Origin of the sequence: Streptomyces sp. G7(2002) (assembly GCF_028870195.1) — a bacterium.
Taxonomy (GTDB): Bacteria; Actinomycetota; Actinomycetes; order Streptomycetales; family Streptomycetaceae; genus Streptomyces; species Streptomyces nigrescens.
Window position 1 is genome coordinate 4,581,649 of sequence record NZ_CP102609.1, and the last position, 17,362, is coordinate 4,599,010.

Here is a 17,362-nt window from a genome sequence, read left to right on the forward strand (position 1 = left end):
AACCGGGTGGCCGTCCCCACCGAGCCGCCGCCCCCTTGAACACGGGGCCTGGGTACACCCCCCACCGGGTGCCCGGGCCCCGTGTCCCGGTGCGCTCCGCTCGCGACAGTGGACCCATGGCCTCCACCACGCACGGGGAACCCCGCACGGGCCGCCGCCGACGGGGCCCGGCCCGCCACCACGGGCACCGGCAACCACCCGGCCACCACCGGCACCCACACCCGCCCCACCGGCACCGGCACCGGCACCCACCCCGCCACCACCGGCACCCGCACCCGCCCGAGCACCTGATGGCCGCCCAGCTCACCGCCCCCGTCTCCTACGCGGGCGACACCCTGGCCGCCGGGCACGACATCGCCGGCGCCACGTCCTGGTCCGCCCTCGTCCTCCATCTGCTCGCCGCCGAATATCTGCTGCGGCGCCGCGGCAGGCCGGCGGCCCGGGCGGCGGGAGCTCGGCCATTCGGCGGCGGCCGGCTCGCGGCCGGTGCCGGGCCGCGGTGTGGTGGACACGGAGGCGTGCCGGCGTCCCGCGCAGGGGTGGCATCGGGCGCTCAGCCGCGGAAGGACGGGGCATGCTCATATCCGGGCGGATAGCGGGCCGTAGGCGTGGTGCCGCGGTCCTCACCGCGGTGGTGACCTGCTCGGCGGTGCTCACCGGCCCGGACCTCGCCGCGGCCGGCGGTCCGCCGTCACCTCCGGCGTCCGCCCCGCAGCTGGAATGGAAACCCTGCGTCCGGGGCAAGGCGTTCGACTGCGCGACCGCGAAGGTGCCGCTGGACTACCGCGACCCCGGCGGTCGCACCATCGAACTGGCCGTCGTCAAACGGAAGGCGACCGGCCCCGGGCGGCGCATCGGCACCCTGTTCTTCAACCCCGGCGGACCCGGCGGGCCGGGAACGGTCCAGATGCCGCAGAATTACCGGTTCTTCCCGCGCGAGGTGCGGGAGCGGTTCGACATCGTCAGCTGGGACACCCGCGGGGTCGGCCACAGCACCGCCGTGAACTGCTTCGCGCGACCTGGGGACGCCGCCGCCTGGGAGGCGAGCAAGCCGGCCGGCTTCCCGGTCGGCGCACAGGAGCGGAAGACCTGGATCGCCGCGTTCGAGGATCTGGCCCGCCGCTGCCGGCAACGCGACCCCGAGCTGCTGCGCCATATGTCGACCGCCGACATCGCTCACGACCTCGACCGGCTCCGCCACGCGGTGGGCGACGCGCAGCTCACCTACCTCGGGACCTCGTACGGCTCGTTCCTCGGCGCCACCTACGCCAACCTCTTCCCCGGCAAGGTCCGCGCCCTGGCCGTCGACAGCACCATCGACCCGCAGGCCTGGACGGACCACGCCTCGCACACCGCCCCCCGGCGCCCGATATTCCTGCGCATGGGCGCGGACCTCGGCGCGGCCGCGATCCTGGACCGGTTCCTCGCCCTGTGCGGCGCCACGACCACCGCCCGCTGCGCCTTCTCCGCCGGCAGCCCGAAGGCGACCCGGGACAAGTTCGACCGGCTGATGCGGCGCCTGCGGGAGCATCCGGTGGGCACCTGGACCTACGGCAAGACGGTCGATGATGTGGTGAGCGGCCTCGACATCGTCCACCCCGGATGGACGGACCTCGCCGGCAGGCTGCAGGACCTGTGGCGGGGCCGCGTCCCACGGCCGCCCACGCCCCTGCCCGCACCGCCGGTCCCGAATCCGTACACCGGCGTGGAACAGGCGAGTGCCATCCTCTGCTCCGACAGCCCCAATCCGCGTGACCCCGGGGTCTACCACGCCCTGGAGGAGGCCAGTGCCCTGCGCGCGGGCGACACCGGACGCTTCTGGACCTGGGCCGCGGAGCCGTGTGCCACCTGGCCGGTCGCCGCCGACCGCTACCGCGGCCCGTGGAACGGACCGACGGCGCACCCCGTCCTCGTGATCGGCACCGTCTACGACCCCGCCACCCCCTACTCGGGCGCCCAGGCCATGACCAAGGAGCTGGCCCACGCCCGGCTGCTCACCCACCACGGCTACGGGCACACCGCACTGCTCAACCCCAGCAGCTGCATCAAGGAGTACGAGAGCCGCTACTTCATCGACGGCACGCTCCCGCCGGCCGGAGCGGTGTGCCGGCCGGACACGCCCCCGTTCTCCGCGCCCGGGCCGAGCGGCGGCGTCGCCACCGGCGGCGGAGCGATGGCCGGCCCCGTCTCCTGAGCCGGCGGCCGCCCCGCGGCCGGGTCAGCCCTTGACGCAGATGACCTGCTTGAGCTTCGCGACGACCTCGACCAGGTCCCGCTGCTGATCGATGACCTTCTCGATCGGCTTGTAGGCACCCGGGATCTCGTCCACCACGCCGGAGTCCTTACGGCACTCCACGCCCCGCGTCTGCTCCTCCAGGTCCCGGGTGGAGAACCGCTTCTTCGCGGCGTTCCGGCTCATCTTGCGGCCGGCTCCGTGGGAGGCGGAGTTGAAGGACGCGGCGTTGCCCAGGCCCTTGACGATGTACGAGCCGGTGCCCATCGAGCCCGGGATGATCCCGTACTCGCCGCTGCCCGCCCGGATCGCGCCCTTACGGGTCACCAGCAGGTCCATGCCGTCGTACTGCTCCTCCGCCACATAGTTGTGGTGGCAGGAGATCACGTCCTCGAAGGTCACCTTCGCCTTCTTGAACTCCTTGCGGACGACGTCCTGGAAGAGCCCCATCATCACGGCCCGGTTGTGCTTGGCGTACTCCTGCGCCCAGAACAGGTCGTTGCGGTACGCCGCCATCGGCGGGGTGTCCGCGATGAAGACGGCGAGGTCGCGGTCGACCAGGCCCTGGTTGTGCGGCAGCTTCTGCGCCTGGCTCATGTGGAACTCGGCCAGTTCCTTGCCGATGTTCCGGGAGCCGGAGTGCAGCATCAGCCACACCACCCCGTCGTCATCGAGACAGAACTCGATGAAGTGGTTGCCCGAACCGAGCGACCCCATCTGCTTCGTGGCCCGCTCCTGACGGAACTTGACCGCGTCGGCGACCCCGTCGAACCGCGCCCAGAAGTCGTCCCACCGGGCCGTCGGGAGCCCGTGGATCCGTCCCGGGTCCACCGGATCGTCATGCATCCCCCGGCCCACCGGAATCGCCTGCTCGATCTTCGAGCGCAGCCGGGAGAGGTCACCGGGCAGGTCATTGGCGGTGAGCGAGGTCCGCACCGCGCTCATCCCGCAGCCGATGTCGACGCCGACCGCCGCCGGGCAGACCGCGCCGCGCATGGCGATCACCGAGCCGACCGTGGCCCCCTTGCCGTAGTGGACGTCCGGCATCACGGCCAGGCCCTTGATCCACGGCAGGGTGGCGACATTGCGCAGCTGCTGCATGGCGACGCCCTCGACCGTGGCCGGGTCCGTCCACATCCGGATCGGCACCTGCGCGCCCGGTACCTCGACGTACGACATAACTTCCTCATTCCCCCGAATTTATGAAAAACGCAAAAGCCGGACAAGTTATCCGATCTTGGACGGCGGACCGGCGTGCGCGGCAAGACGTGCGGTAGACATTGTGTCCATCGGCCGCTGACCGGCGGCAACCGCATTTCGTAGGGGAAGGAGCCGCGAGCGATGCCACGCAAGCCGTTCGTACCCGGCGCCGCACTGGTCGTGGCCGCGGCACTGGCCGCCGGCCTCACCGCCTGCACCGGCGGCTCCGACACCGGCGACGAGACCGGCGACGCCAAGAGCGGCGGCACCGCCTCGTCGAGCCCGGCCGCCGAACCGGGCCGCTACCAGACCCTCCCCGAGGCCTGCGGGCTGCCCGCGCGCGGCACCCTCCGCGGCATGCTGCCCGGCGGTGACCAGCAGCTTTCGCGCGCCGAGGCCAAGAAGATCTACGACGGCCAGCCCGACATCACCTACGACACCGACCGCCGCGTCGGCTGCCGCTGGACCCGCGAGACCACCGCGGGCACCCGCCATCTGAGCCTCGACATCCAGCGCGTGGTGTCGTACGACGCCGCCGTCAGCGATGACGACAAGGCGCAGGGGATCTACGACAGCAAGGAGCTGGCCGCACAGATCCCGCCCGGCGGCAGCGGCTCCCCCTCACCCGCCACCCCGAGCCCGTCCGCCACGAAGGGCAAGGGCACGGACAAGGGCGGGGGAGCCACCACGAACAGCTCGGCCGGCAAGTCGGTGGACGGGAAGGGGAAGGCACCCTCCGGGAGCCCCTCGGAGGCGTCCGACCCGAGTGCGGACCCCAGCACGGACCCCAGCGCGGACCTGAGCGATTCCACCGCCCCGCGCGTCCTGGACGACCTCGGGGACGCGGCCTTCCTCAATGACAAATTGGTCACAGCGGACTCGGGGGTGCACCGCGATGTCACTGTGGTCTTTCGCACGTCGAACGTCATCGTGACGCTCACCTACGACCAGTGGTCCACGGACAAGACGATGTTGCCGGACAGCCAGGAACTGCAGGACAAGGCCCGTTCGCTGGCCGGCGAGCTGTCCGAGAGCCTCAGCGAATAGTCCGGATCGGGCGGATTGACCGAATAGGTAAGTGCGAGGAGATACGCCCGGTTCGGGCGTTGTGCTCACCGACAGGAACCGGTCACCCACCTCGCCGCGCCGCGTACCGTGCCCCTAGCCCTGCCCGTACGGGAGGAAAGGCGGACCACCGCCACGGTCGTGCACCACGCCGGCCTGACGACGACGAACAGCGAAGGAACCATGCACCGTTCAGCCAAGCGACTCGCCAGCCTTCTCACCTGCGCAGCAGTTCCGGTGCTGCTCGTCGCCGGCTGCTCCGGCTCGGACAGCGACAGCTCCGGTGACGCCTCCGCCTCCGCCGCTTCCAGCAGCGCGGCCAAGCCCTCGCCGTCCGTCGCGCCGGCGAAGTTCAAGAAGCTGCCCAACCCGTGCGAGGCGTTCTCCAAGGACACCGTCAAGAAGATGCTGCCCAAGGCGAAGGACACCTCCGGGGAGCGCGGCACCTCCACGGACAACTCCGCCCACGGCACCTGCTCCTGGAGCAGCTCCGACGAGAACGGCGTGGACGGCACCCAGTTCCGCTGGCTCGACATCGGCTACCAGCGCTACGACTCCGACCCGGGCGTCGGCTCCGGCGAGAAGCGCGCCACGGACTTCTACACCAAGCAGGTCATCGAGGCGAAGGACACCAAGAGCGCCAAGAAGCTGGAGGCCGTGAAGACCTCCGGCACCGGCGACGAGGCGACCGCGATCACCTACGACGTGAAGAAGGAGGGCAACGACTTCAAGAACACCACGATCATCGCCCGCACCTCCAACATCGTCGTCACGATCAACTACAACGGTGCCGGCCTGGCGGGCGCGGACACCCCCAAGGGCGACGACCTGCTCAAGAAGGCCCAGGCGGCCGCCAAGGAAGCGGTCACCGCCGCCGCCAAGGCCAACACCTGACGGCAGCGACGCCGCCCGCGCCCCCGGCACCGGCCGGGGGCGGGTGTGCGTCCATGGCCGCACCATCGAGGTGAAGGCCCCCGGCCCGCCGCCGGCCAGAGCCCAATCGTGACCCGGCCCCCTCCGTACCGGCACACGCCCGTCCGTACGCATGTGCCAGGCTGTCGCTCGCAACAGACCGACTAAGAGGGGTTCTCGGGTGGCCGCGCCACTGAAGCTGACACGCACGCACCGGATACTCATCGGAGTTGTCGTCGCCGGCGCGGTGGTCATCGCCGGCATCGGCTTCGCCGGCTCCTACGCGGCCGTGCGGGAACTTGCCGTGAAGAAGGGCTTCGGCGACTTCGCCTACTTCTTCCCCATCGGCATCGACGCGGGCATCTGTGTCCTGCTGGCTCTGGATCTGCTGCTGACCTGGATCCGCATGCCCTTCCCGCTGCTGCGCCAGGCGGCGTGGCTGCTGACGGTCGCGACGGTGGCGTTCAACGCCGCCGTCGCGACCGATCCCCTGGGCATGGGCATGCATGCCGTCATCCCGGTGCTGTTCGTCGTCACCGTCGAGGCCGCCCGGCACGCCGTCGGGCGGATCGCCGACATCACGGCGGACAAGCACATGGAGGGCGTGCGCCTCACGCGCTGGCTGCTGTCGCCGGTCCCGACGTTCCTGTTGTGGCGGCGGATGAAGCTGTGGGAGCTGCGGTCGTACGACGCGGTGATCAAACTGGAGCAGGAACGGCTCGTGTACCAGGCACGCCTGCGTTCGCGCTTCGGGCGGGGCTGGCGTCGTAAGGCTCCCGTGGAGTCCCTGATGCCCCTGCGGCTCGCCCGGTACGGGGTGCCGCTGGCGGAGACCACTCCCTCGGGGCTTGCCGCGGCGGGCATCGAACCGCAGCTGATGCCGGCGCCACAGCAGTCCGTGACGCCCGCTCTGGAGCCGAAGGCCCAGGAGCCGGCCGAGGAGATGCCGAGCCAGTGGTTCGCGGCGCCGCAGCAGGTGACGTATCAGGGTGACTACGACCCGACGTACGTCCCGGAGCAGGAGCATCAGCTCTCGTACGACGAGCACCAGCAGGTGCCGGCGCACGAGCAGGTCCCGGTACCGGCGCCGCGCGCGGCGGAGCCCGAGCCGCAGGTCCCGGTGCCGACCGGTGCAGGTGGGACGCGTCCGCTCGGCAAAGGCACCCCCGAGGCGGACCCTCAGCCTGCCCAGGCGCCGGCCGCGGCCCCGACCGACGAGGACCTGTACCAGGTCTTCCGGCATTCGATAGAGGGCGAAGGCATGCCGACACCGGGCGCCTTCGCGGCGAACCTGCTGGCGCAGTACGGGATCCGCCTCCAGTCGCGGGAGCTGAACCGCTACATGGACCGGTTCAGCGACCGCCTCAACGCGGAGATGATGGACGAGCACATCGCGTAACGCGCACACCGGGGCCCGGACACATCCCGTAGGCCCCGCCCCTACACCGCCGCCGAGCGCGCCCGCTCCTGCTTGCGCTTCCTGGCCGTGTCACCCCATACGGCCAGCGCCGCACCGGCCGCGAAGAGGCCGACATAGGCGGGGGACGGCAGCGTGAACCAGTGGGGCAGCAGCCCCCAGGCGCCGTCGAAGAACACCTGCCCGATGAATCCCATCGCGCCCTGAATCATGACGATGAAGCCGAGTAAACCTCTCATGGCTCCAGCGTGAAGGGTCCGGTCCCGGGCGTCCTCGTCCCCGGGGCCGAACCCTTCTCCTCCCTCAGGCGGAGACCACACGAGGGTGTCTACGCCTCAACGGCAGCGGCTCTCCCGCGGCCCGTCAGCCGCCGAGCAGCTTGCGCACCCGGTCGGCCCCGACGGCCAGCAGCAGGGTGGGCAGCCGCGGCCCGGTGTCCCTGCCGACCAGCAGGTTGTAGAGCAGGGCGAAGAACGCGCGCTGGGCGACCTTCAGCTCCGGGGTGGGCTTGGCGTCCGGCTCCAGACCCGCCTGGACCTTCGGCACGCCGTAGACCAGGGTCGTCAGACCGTCCAGCGACCAGTGCGTGTCCAGGCCGTCGAGCAGCAGCCGCAGCGAGCCGCGGGACTGCTCGTCGAGGGTGGCGAGCAGCTCCTCGTCGGGCTCGGCACGGACGACGGTGCGCTGCTCGGCCGGGACCTGGGTGGTGATCCAGTACTCGGCCCTGTCGAGCCGCGGCCGGGTCTCGTCCAGGGTGGTGACGGGGTTGTCCGGGTCCAGGTCGCTCAGGATCCGGAGCGTCTGCTCGTCATGGCCGGCCGTGATGTCCGCGACCGAGGCGAGGGTGCGGTACGGCAGCGGGCGCGGCGTACGGGGCAGTTCGCCGGCGGCGGTGCGGGCCGCGCGGGAGTACGCGGCGGCGTCGGCCGGCAGCGCGCTGCCGTCGGCGACCTTGGACTCCAGCTTGTCCCACTCGTCGTAGAGCCGCTGGATCTCCTGGTCGAAGGCGATCTTGAAGGACTGGTTGGGCTTGCGGCGCGCGTACAGCCAGCGCAGCAGCGGCGCCTCCATGATCTTCAGCGCATCGCCCGGGGTCGGCACCCCGCCGCGCGAGGAGGACATCTTGGCCATGCCGCTGATGCCCACGAAGGCGTACATGGGGCCGATGGGCTGGTCGCCGTCGAAGATCTTGCGGACGATCTGGCCGCCGACGACGAAGGACGAGCCCGGCGAGGAGTGGTCGACACCGGACGGCTCGAAGATCACGCCCTCGTAGGCCCACCGCATCGGCCAGTCGACCTTCCAGACCAGCTTGCCGCGGTTGAACTCGCTCAGCCGGACCGTCTCGCCGAACCCGCACTCCGTGCAGGTGTAGACCAGCTCGGTGGTCTCGTCGTCGTACGAGGTGACCGTGGTGAGGTCCTTCGCGCACTGCCCGCAGTACGGCTTGTACGGGAAGTAGCCGGCCGAGCCGCCGCTGCCGTCGTCCTCGGCGGCCGCGCCGGAGCCCTCGGCGGCCTCCAGCTCGGCCTCGTCGACCGGCTTCTGCGACTTCTTCGCCGGGGCCTTCTTCGTGCGGTACTGGCCGAGGATCGCGTCGATCTCCGCGCGGTGCTTCATCGCGTGCAGGATCTGCTCGCGGTAGACACCGGAGGTATACTGCTCGGTCTGGCTGATGCCGTCGTACTCGACGCCCAGCTCGGCCAGCGCCTCGCTCATCGCGGCCTTGAAGTGCTCGGCCCAGTTCGGGTACGCCGAGCCGGCCGGGGCCGGCACCGAGGTCAGCGGCTTGCCGATGTGCTCGGCCCAGGACTCGTCGACGCCCGCGACGCCGGCCGGGACCTTGCGGTAGCGGTCGTAGTCGTCCCAGGAGATGAGGTGGCGGACCTCGTAGCCGCGGCGGCGGATCTCGTCGGCGACCAGGTGCGGCGTCATGACCTCGCGGAGATTGCCGAGGTGGATCGGGCCGGACGGACTCAGGCCCGAGGCGCAGACGACCGGTTTGCCCGGGGCGCGGCGCTCCGCCTCGGCAATGACCTCGTCCGCGAACCTGGAGACCCAGTCGGTCTCGGTGCTCTGCTGAGCCACGATCGGCCCTTCCTCTTCCTGGTGCTTCCTGATTGCGCCGTCTTGCGCATGCGACGCACAAATGCCTGACGGTGCCCATTGTCCCAGACGGAAAATCAGTGGTAGTGCCGTGGGATACTCGTTGGCAAACCCTTTCCACTCCAGCGACACCTCCCTCTGGAAGAGAGCTCATCTCCATGGCCTCGGTCACTTCCCTCGCAGCATCGGTCAACCAGCGCGTCGCGGACGCCCTCTCGGCAGCCCTGCCGGAGGCCCGCGACGTCGACCCGCTGCTGCGACGTAGCGACCGGGCCGATTTCCAGGCCAACGGCATGCTGGCGCTGGCGAAGAAGCTCAAGGGCAATCCGCGGGAGCTGGCCACTCAGGTCGTCGCGGGCATCCCCACGGGTGACAGCGGCGCGGTGATCAAGGAGATCGAGGTCTCCGGCCCCGGCTTCCTCAACATCACCGTCGCCGACGAGGCGATCATCACGACCCTCGCCGCGCGCGCCGCCGACGACCGGCTGGGCGTGCCGTACGCCGACGGGGCCGGCACCACCGTCATCGACTACGCCCAGCCGAATGTGGCGAAGGAGATGCACGTCGGCCATCTGCGGTCCGCGGTGATCGGCGCGGCGATGGTCGAGATCCTGGAGTTCACCGGCGAGAAGGTGATCCGCAGGCATCACATCGGCGACTGGGGCACCCAGTTCGGCATGCTCATCCAGTACCTCATCGAGCACCCGCACGAGCTGGACCACAAGGGCGGCGAGGTCTCCGGCGAGGAGGCCATGTCGAACCTGAACCGTCTCTACAAGGCCTCGCGCGCGCTCTTCGACTCCGACGAGGAGTTCAAGGAGCGCGCCCGGCGCCGGGTCGTCGACCTCCAGGCCGGCGACGAGGAGACGCTGGCCCTGTGGCGGCGGTTCGTCGACGAGTCGAAGATCTACTTCTACTCGGTCTTCAACAAGCTGGACATGGACATCCACGACCCCGATGTCGTCGGTGAGTCCGGCTACAACGCCATGCTGGAGGAGACCTGCCGGCTGCTGGAGGAGTCCGGTGTGGCGGTGCGCTCCGAGGGCGCCCTCTGCGTGTTCTTCGACGACGTCAAGGGCCCGGACGGCAACCCCGTCCCGCTGATCGTCAAGAAGACCAACGGCGGCTACGGCTACGCCGCCACCGACCTCTCCGCGATCCGCGACCGGGTCCAGAACCTCTCCGCCGACACGCTGCTGTACGTCGTCGACGCCCGGCAGTCCCTGCACTTCAAGATGGTCTTCGAGACCGCCCGCCGGGCCGGCTGGCTGGACGACAAGACGCATGCGGTGCAGCTGGCGTTCGGCACGGTCCTCGGCAAGGACGGCAAGCCGTTCAAGACCCGTGAGGGCGAGACGGTGCGGCTGGTGGACCTGCTGGACGAGGCGATCGACCGGGCGACCGCGGTGGTGCGGGAGAAGGGCGAGCCGATCGGCCTCACCGAGGAGGAGATCACCGGCAACGGCGCGCAGGTCGGCATCGGCGCCGTGAAGTACGCGGACCTGTCGACGTCGGCCAGCCGGGACTACAAGTTCGACCTGGACCAGATGGTCTCGCTGAACGGCGACACCTCGGTGTACCTCCAGTACGCCTACGCCCGGATCCGGTCGATCTTCCGCAAGGCCGGTGACGTGGCCCCCGTGGCGCACCCCGAGCTGCCGCTGGCCCCGGCGGAGCGGGCGCTGGGTCTGCACCTCGACCAGTTCGGCGAGACCGTCGCCGAGGCCGCCGCCTCGTACGAGCCGCACAAGCTCGCCGCGTACCTCTACGGCCTCGCCTCGCTGTTCACGACCTTCTACGACCAGTGCCCGGTCCTGAAGGCCGAGGGCGGCCCGGACCAGATCGCGAACCGGCTGTTCCTGTGCGACCTGACCGCCCGCACCCTCCACCAGGGCATGGCCCTGCTCGGCATCCGGACGCCCGAGCGCCTCTGACCGGCGCGCGGGCCGCACCCGCCACCCGCATCGGCCCAACGGCCCCGTACAGCACAGATGTCGTGCTGTACGGGGCCGTTGGCCGTTCCGGGCCGAGGAGGGCCGGCCTCACGGCCAGCGCTTACGCACCTCGTCCTTGGTCTTCTCGCTCACATCGAGGCCCTGACCGGCGGTCTTCTCCGCCTTGCCCTCGGCCTGCAGCTTGCGGTTGTGCGTCGCCTTGCCGACGGCTTCCTTCATGGCGCCGATGACCTGGGCGCCCTTGGCCTGCATCTTGCGCTTGGCAGTCATGGTGACTCGCTCCTCGGTCCGGTCGCGGTCTTCCCTGACAACCGGTGCGTGCCCGGAACCAGGCGGACAAAACGTCACCGTCACACAGCAAAGCTCCCGCCCCCGGAGCCCGGGGACGGGAGCAGGTGCGGCACACGGGCGCCCGGCGGCTCACAGCCCCCGCGCGACCTCCGTGGCCCAGTACGTGAGGATCATGTTCGCCCCGGCCCGCTTGATGCCGGTCAGCGTCTCCAGGATCGCCTTGTCGCGGTCGATCCAGCCCTTCTCGGCGGCGGCCTCGATCATCGCGTACTCACCGGAGATCTGGTACGCGGCGACCGGTACGTCCACCGAGTCCGCGACCTTCGCGAGCACATCGAGGTAGGGCAGCGCCGGCTTGACCATCACCATGTCGGCGCCCTCCTCCAGGTCGAGCGCCAGCTCGCGCAGCGACTCGCGGAGGTTGGCCGGGTCCTGCTGGTAGGTCTTGCGGTCACCCTGGAGGGACGAGCCGACGGCCTCGCGGAAGGGCCCGTAGAAGGCGGAGGAGTACTTCGCGGTGTAGGCGAGGACCGAGACGTCCTCGTGGCCGGTCTGGTCGAGCGCGTCACGGACGACACCGATCTGGCCGTCCATCATCCCGCTGGGGCCCACGGTATGGACGCCCGCGTCGGCCTGGACCTGCGCCATCTCGGCGTAGCGCTCCAGCGTCGCGTCGTTGTCGACCCGGCCGGCGGCGTCCAGGACACCGCAGTGCCCGTGGTCGGTGTACTCGTCCAGGCACAGGTCCGACATGATCACGAGATCGTCGCCGACCTCGGCCTTCACGTCCCGGATGGCGACCTGCAGGATGCCGTCCGGGTCGGTGCCGGCCGTGCCGAGGGCGTCCTTCTTGGCGTCCTCGGGCACTCCGAACAGCATGATCCCGGCGACCCCGGCCCCGGCCGCCTCGGCGGCGGCCTTGCGCAGCGTGTCACGGGTGTGCTGGACCACGCCCGGCATGGCGGAGATCGGCACCGGCTCGCTGACCCCCTCCCGTACGAACGCGGGAAGGATCAGGTCGGCGGGGTGCAGCCGGTGTTCGGCCACCATCCGCCGCATGGCGGGGGTGGTACGCAGCCGCCGGGGCCGCGCACCGGGGAAGCTTCCGTACTTCGTCATACGCCCACGCTACGCCCGCTTTGCGCCTGCCTTTGCCGACGGGCCGTCGGAGGGGAGGGGTCCGGGCTCCGGCACACAAGCCGAAGGGCGCCCCCGGAGGAGGCGCCCTTCAAAGCCGTACGAACCGCTGCTAGCTACGCGCTCTCCGGCGCGATCCGGGCCGCCGCTCGCTCGGCCGGGTGACCGGGTCCCCGGCCTCCAGCGCGGTGTCGCGCCGCGCCGCGCCGAAGTCCGCGAGCGCTTCGGCCAGCTTGTGCACCGAGGGCTCGGGCGACATGACGTCCACGCGCAGCCCGTGCTCCTCGGCGGTCTTGGCGGTGGCCGGGCCGATACAGGCGATCACGGTCACGTTGTGCGGCTTGCCGGCGATACCGACGAGGTTCCGCACGGTCGACGAGGACGTGAAGAGCACGGCGTCGAAGCCGCCGCCCTTGATCGCCTCGCGGGTCTCGGCCGGCGGCGGCGAGGCGCGCACGGTCCGGTAGGCGGTGACGTCGTCGACCTCCCAGCCCAGCTCGATCAGCCCGGCGACCAGGGTCTCGGTGGCGATGTCGGCACGCGGCAGGAAGACGCGGTCGATCGGGTCGAAGACCGGGTCGTACGGCGGCCAGTCCTCCAGCAGACCGGCGGCGGACTGCTCACCGCTCGGCACCAGGTCGGGCTTCACACCGAAGGCGACCAGCGCCTTGGCGGTCTGCTCGCCGACCGCGGCGACCTTGATCCCGGCGAAGGCGCGGGCATCCAGGCCGTACTCCTCGAACTTCTCCCGGACGGCCTTGACGGCGTTGACCGAGGTGAAGGCGATCCACTCGTAGCGGCCGGTGACCAGGCCCTTGACCGCACGCTCCATCTGCTGCGGGGTGCGCGGCGGTTCGACGGCGATGGTCGGGACCTCGTGCGGCACCGCGCCGTACGAGACGAGCTGGTCGGAGAGCGACGCGGCCTGCTCCTTCGTACGCGGCACGAGCACCCGCCAGCCGAAGAGCGGCTTGGACTCGAACCACGAAAGGCGGTCGCGCTGCGCGGCGGCACTGCGCTCACCGACCACGGCTATGACCGGCTGGCCGCCGTCCGCCGACGGCAGCACCTTGGCGGCCTTGAGCACCTGCGCGACCGACCCGAGGGTGGCGGTCCAGGTGCGCTGGCGGGTGGTGGTGCCGGCGACGGTGACGGTCATCGGGGTGTCGGGCTTGCGGCCCCCGGACACCAGTTCACCGGCGGCCGCGGCCACCGAGTCGAGGGTGGTGGAGACGACGGCGGTGGCGTCACTGGCACCCACTTCGGACCAGCAGCGCGCATCGGCGCTGCGGGCGTCGATGAAGCGCACATCGGTGCCCTGCGCGTCCCGCAGCGGGACACCGGCGTACGCGGGCACGCCGACGGCCGCGGCGATACCGGGCACGACCTCGAAGACGATGCCTTCGGAGGCGCAGGCCAGCATCTCCTCGGCGACGTAACCGTCCAGGCCGGGGTCTCCGGTGACGGCACGTACGACCCGCTTGCCCGCACGGGCGGCCGCCATGACAAGATTGGCGGTGTCCCTAAGGGCAGGGACATCGGCGGGGATTGACGCCTCGTCAGCTGACGCCTGCAGTGGTGTGTCCACCTGTGCGCGGGCATGCACGCGCACGACGTCCAGCACCTGCGGGTCGGCGATCAGTACGTCCGCGGAGGCCAGCGCCTCCACGGCACGCAGCGTCAGCAGACCCGGGTCTCCCGGCCCGGCACCCAGGAAGGTGACCTGACCGGAGGCGGAGTGGTTTGGGGCGGTGGGGTTCAAAGTGCTCGCTCCCCCATAAGACCGGCCGCACCCTTTGCGAGCATCTCGGCGGCGAGTTCACGACCCAGGTTCAGCGGGGTCGACACGTCGTCGGGAGAGGCGGGTACGTGCCCGGTGGTGGACAGCTGCACCAGCGTGCTGCCGTCGGTCGTGCCGACGACACCGCGCAGGTGCAATTCGGTGACAGCCTGCTCGTCAGCCTTGGGGCCTCCCCTGCTCGAGCGAAGTCGAGAGCTTGGGGAGAGGTCGGCCAGTGCTCCGACGGGTGCGGAACAGCCGGCCTCCAGGGCGGCGAGCAGGGATCGCTCGGCGGTCACGGCGGCCCGGGTGTCCGGGTCGTCGAGCTCACTGAGCCGGGCGACGAGGTCCACGTTGACCGCGGCGCACTCGATCGCCAGCGCCCCCTGGCCGGGGGCAGGCAAAAACACGTCGGGCGACAGCAGCTGCGTCGCCTCGTCGATCCGGCCGATGCGGGTGAGACCGGCGGCGGCCAGTACGACCGCGTCCAGTTCGCCCTTTTCGACGAAGCCGATGCGGGTGTCGATGTTCCCGCGTATCGGCACGGTCTCCACACGCCGGCCCAGCGACCTGGCCCAGGCGTTCAGCTGCGCCATCCTGCGAGGCGAGCCGGTGCCGATGCGGGCAACCCGGTCCTCGTCGGCGGTCAGTTGCTCAAAGGTGAGCCCGTCCCTGGCGATCAGCGCGTCCCGGGGGTCTTCCCGTACGGGTATGGCCGCCAGGGTCAGGGTCTCGGGCTGCGTGGTGGGCAGGTCCTTGAGCGAGTGGACGGCGAAGTCGATCTCCCCGGCGAGCAGCGCGTCCCGCAGCGCGGAGACGAACACACCGGTGCCGCCGATCTGCGCGAGGTGCTCGCGGGAGGTGTCGCCGTAGGTGGTGATCTCCACCAGTTCGACGGGGCGGCCCGTCAGCGCGCGCACCGCCTCGGCGATCTGCCCGGACTGGGCCATGGCGAGCTTGCTGCGCCGCGTGCCCAGCCGCAGTGCTCTCGTTGTGCTGTCGGTCATGCCCGCTCCCGTGCATCGTGCCTGTCGGCGCGCGTGTCGGCCCGGCTGACGGCGGCGACCGTCTGGGGGTCGAGATCGAAGAGTTCCCGCAGGGCGTCCGCGTACCCGGCGCCGCCGGGCTCGCTGGCCAGCTGCTTTACCCGGACGGTGGGCGCGTGCAGGAGTTTGTCGACGACGCGGCGCACGGTCTGGGTGATCTCGGCGCGCTGCTTGTCGTCAAGGTCGGGAAGGCGGCCGTCGAGCCGGGCGATCTCACCGGCGACGACGTCCGCGGCCATGGTGCGCAGGGCGACCACGGTGGGGGTGATGTGCGCGGCCCGCTGGGCGGCGCCGAAGGCGGCGACCTCATCGGAGACGATGCCGCGCACCTTGTCCACGTCGGCCGCCATCGGCGCGTCAGCGGACGCGTCGGCCAGCGACTCGATGTCGACGAGGTGCGCGCCGTCGATCCGGTGCACCGCGGCATCTATGTCCCGCGGCATGGCGAGGTCGAGCAGCGCCAGCGGCGCCTCACGCCCGTCGCGCGCGGCCGCGACCATCTCGCCGGCCAGGACCAGGCCGGTCGCGCCGGTACAGGAGACCACGATGTCGGCGAGCGACAGCTCGTCCGGGACGGAGGTCATCGCCACCGCACGGGCGGCGACTCCTGTGGCGGCACCGGTCCCGCCCGGCTCGGTGAGGATCCGGACCAGCCGCTCGGCGCGCTCGACGGTGCGGTTGGCGACGGCCAGCTCGCCGACGCCGGCCCGCACGAGGGTGGTGGCGGCCAGCGACGACATCGATCCGGCGCCGATGACCAGCGCCCGCTTGCCGCGCGCCCAGTCCTCGACGTCCCGGCCGGCCGCGAGCTGCTCCAGCCCGAAGGTGACCAGCGACTGGCCGGCCTTGTCGATGCCGGTCTCGCTGTGGGCGCGCTTGCCCACCCGCAGGGCCTGCTGGAACAGGTCGTTCAGCAGCCGGCCCGCGGTGTGCTGTTCCTGGGCGACGGCCAGTGCGTCCTTGATCTGCCCGAGGATCTGGCCCTCGCCGACGACCATCGAGTCCAGGCCGCAGGCCACCGAGAAGAGGTGGTGGACGGCCCGGTCCTCGTAGTGGACATAGAGATAAGGGGTGAGCTCCTCCAGGCCGGCGCCGCTGTGGCGGGCCAGGAGGGTGGACAGCTCGGCGACACCGGCGTGGAACTTGTCCACGTCGGCGTAGAGCTCGATGCGGTTGCAGGTGGAGAGCACCGCGGACTCGGTGACCGGTTCGGCCGACACCGCGTCCTGCAGCAGCTTGCCGCGCGCCTCCGGGGCGAGCGCGGCCCGCTCCAGCACGCTCACCGGCGCGCTGCGATGGCTCAGTCCGACGACCAGGAGTGTCATGCCGGCATCACGGCGGGCATGTCCCCGTCAGGTCCCTTGCGATCGTCCGCCACCGCGGCGGCGGCCCGGGCGGCCACAGCCGGCCCACCACTGTCGGGCCCGCCCTCCTCGCCGGCCTTGCGCTGCTCGTGGAAGGCGAGGATCTGCAGCTCTATCGACAGGTCGACCTTGCGTACGTCCACCCCGTCGGGCACGGTCAGTACGGTCGGCGCGAAGTTGAGGATCGAGGTGACACCGGCGGCGACCAGGCGCTCACAGACCTGCTGGGCGGCCCCGGCCGGCGTGGCGATGACGCCGATCGAGACGCCGTTGCTCTCGATGATGTGCTCCAGCTCATCGGTGTGCTGGACCGCGATGCCCGCGACGGGCTTGCCGGCCATGGCCGGGTCGGCGTCGATCAGGGCCGCGACGCGGAAGCCACGCGAGGCGAAGCCGCCGTAGTTGGCGAGCGCGGCGCCGAGGTTACCGATACCGACGATGACAACCGGCCAATCCTGGGTCAGCCCCAGTTCACGCGAGATCTGGTAGACGAGGTACTCCACGTCGTAGCCCACGCCGCGGGTCCCGTACGAGCCGAGGTAGGAGAAGTCCTTGCGCAGCTTGGCGGAGTTGACCCCCGCCGCGGCCGCGAGCTCCTCGGAGGAGACCGTGGGTACCGAGCGCTCGGAGAGCGCGGTCAGTGCACGCAGATACAGCGGAAGCCGGGCGACGGTGGCCTCGGGAATGCCTCGGCTGCGGGTCGCCGGTCGGTGAGTTCGGCCAGTTGCCACGGTGCTCCTGCGGGTAGAGCGGGGCTGCGGGCGACCGCATGGAACCCGACCGCCCTGTCTTCTGCAGGCTATGTCTTTGTGAACGCGTGCACAAAGATGGTGTCCGGTTTGTCCGCCCAAAGTGA

General features: G+C 70.9%; 16 protein-coding genes. 7 read left to right on the forward strand and 9 right to left on the reverse strand.

Annotated elements, in window-relative coordinates:
• Positions 1 to 108: 108 nt before the first annotated feature.
• The 3 genes from NUT86_RS19205 to NUT86_RS19215 are packed head-to-tail and all read left to right on the forward strand — an operon-like array spanning position 109 to position 2,194.
• Entirely contained in the window at positions 109 to 291 is a 183-nt protein-coding gene (locus tag NUT86_RS19205) for a hypothetical protein (protein ID WP_274736656.1), read from the forward strand.
• Entirely contained in the window at positions 291 to 596 is a 306-nt protein-coding gene (locus NUT86_RS19210; protein ID WP_274736658.1) for a hypothetical protein, read from the forward strand. The genes NUT86_RS19205 and NUT86_RS19210 overlap by 1 nt, the downstream gene beginning before the upstream one ends.
• Positions 575 to 2,194 carry an alpha/beta hydrolase gene (locus tag NUT86_RS19215; protein WP_159487670.1) on the forward strand — a complete coding sequence of 540 codons (1,620 nt, stop codon included), beginning with the start codon at positions 575 to 577 and terminating at the stop codon, positions 2,192 to 2,194. The genes NUT86_RS19210 and NUT86_RS19215 overlap by 22 nt, the downstream gene beginning before the upstream one ends.
• 24 nt (positions 2,195 to 2,218) lie before the next feature.
• Here NUT86_RS19215 and NUT86_RS19220 read toward each other — a convergent pair whose 3' ends face one another.
• Positions 2,219 to 3,412 (reverse strand): RtcB family protein, encoded by a 1,194-nt coding sequence (locus NUT86_RS19220; protein ID WP_159487669.1) that lies wholly within the window; start codon positions 3,410 to 3,412, stop codon positions 2,219 to 2,221.
• 162 nt (positions 3,413 to 3,574) lie between these two features.
• On the opposite strand from NUT86_RS19220, the gene NUT86_RS19225 reads away from it, so the two are divergent.
• The 3 genes from NUT86_RS19225 to NUT86_RS19235 all read left to right on the forward strand — a co-directional run bounded on the left by NUT86_RS19225 (position 3,575) and on the right by NUT86_RS19235 (position 6,809).
• Positions 3,575 to 4,480: a hypothetical protein gene (locus NUT86_RS19225; RefSeq protein WP_274736661.1), complete on the forward strand. Its 906-nt coding sequence runs from the start codon at positions 3,575 to 3,577 to the stop codon at positions 4,478 to 4,480.
• 201 nt (positions 4,481 to 4,681) lie between these two features.
• Positions 4,682 to 5,392 carry a DUF3558 family protein gene (locus NUT86_RS19230; protein WP_159487667.1) on the forward strand — a complete coding sequence of 237 codons (711 nt, stop codon included), beginning with the start codon at positions 4,682 to 4,684 and terminating at the stop codon, positions 5,390 to 5,392.
• A 199-nt stretch (positions 5,393 to 5,591) separates the two neighbouring features.
• Entirely contained in the window at positions 5,592 to 6,809 is a 1,218-nt protein-coding gene (locus NUT86_RS19235; RefSeq protein WP_274736664.1) for a DUF2637 domain-containing protein, read from the forward strand.
• 41 nt (positions 6,810 to 6,850) lie between these two features.
• On the opposite strand, the gene NUT86_RS19240 is transcribed toward NUT86_RS19235, so the two are convergent.
• Both NUT86_RS19240 and lysS read right to left on the reverse strand, forming a co-directional pair.
• Complete coding sequence (locus tag NUT86_RS19240) at positions 6,851 to 7,066, reverse strand: hypothetical protein (RefSeq protein ID WP_274736666.1); 216 nt, start codon at positions 7,064 to 7,066, stop codon at positions 6,851 to 6,853.
• 124 nt (positions 7,067 to 7,190) lie between these two features.
• The gene (gene lysS, locus NUT86_RS19245) at positions 7,191 to 8,915 is read right to left on the reverse strand and encodes a lysine--tRNA ligase (protein ID WP_266450128.1); all 1,725 of its coding nucleotides are present in this window, start codon (positions 8,913 to 8,915) and stop codon (positions 7,191 to 7,193) included.
• 176 nt (positions 8,916 to 9,091) lie between these two features.
• On the opposite strand from lysS, the gene argS reads away from it, so the two are divergent.
• On the forward strand, positions 9,092 to 10,867 hold the full coding sequence (gene argS / locus NUT86_RS19250) for an arginine--tRNA ligase (protein ID WP_018091030.1): 1,776 nt from the start codon (positions 9,092 to 9,094) through the stop codon (positions 10,865 to 10,867).
• A gap of 108 nt (positions 10,868 to 10,975) precedes the next feature.
• Here the strand turns inward: argS and NUT86_RS19255 are convergent, their stop codons facing one another.
• The 6 genes from NUT86_RS19255 to NUT86_RS19280 all read right to left on the reverse strand — a co-directional run bounded on the left by NUT86_RS19255 (position 10,976) and on the right by NUT86_RS19280 (position 17,237).
• Positions 10,976 to 11,158 carry a CsbD family protein gene (locus NUT86_RS19255; protein WP_093644982.1) on the reverse strand — a complete coding sequence of 61 codons (183 nt, stop codon included), beginning with the start codon at positions 11,156 to 11,158 and terminating at the stop codon, positions 10,976 to 10,978.
• Positions 11,159 to 11,308: 150 nt separating this feature from the next.
• Complete coding sequence (gene hemB, locus NUT86_RS19260; RefSeq protein ID WP_109890720.1) at positions 11,309 to 12,298, reverse strand: porphobilinogen synthase; 990 nt, start codon at positions 12,296 to 12,298, stop codon at positions 11,309 to 11,311.
• Positions 12,299 to 12,428: 130 nt separating this feature from the next.
• Positions 12,429 to 14,078: a uroporphyrinogen-III synthase gene (locus tag NUT86_RS19265; RefSeq protein ID WP_266450123.1), complete on the reverse strand. Its 1,650-nt coding sequence runs from the start codon at positions 14,076 to 14,078 to the stop codon at positions 12,429 to 12,431.
• Positions 14,075 to 15,103 carry a hydroxymethylbilane synthase gene (gene hemC / locus NUT86_RS19270; RefSeq protein ID WP_148590939.1) on the reverse strand — a complete coding sequence of 343 codons (1,029 nt, stop codon included), beginning with the start codon at positions 15,101 to 15,103 and terminating at the stop codon, positions 14,075 to 14,077. The genes NUT86_RS19265 and hemC overlap by 4 nt, the downstream gene beginning before the upstream one ends.
• Positions 15,100 to 16,467, reverse strand: coding sequence for a glutamyl-tRNA reductase (locus NUT86_RS19275; RefSeq protein WP_018091035.1), 1,368 nt, complete (start codon positions 16,465 to 16,467; stop codon positions 15,100 to 15,102). Before NUT86_RS19275 ends, hemC begins: the two co-directional genes overlap by 4 nt.
• Entirely contained in the window at positions 16,464 to 17,237 is a 774-nt protein-coding gene (locus NUT86_RS19280) for a redox-sensing transcriptional repressor Rex (protein WP_266450120.1), read from the reverse strand. Before NUT86_RS19280 ends, NUT86_RS19275 begins: the two co-directional genes overlap by 4 nt.
• Between the last annotated feature and the right edge of the window lie 125 nt (positions 17,238 to 17,362).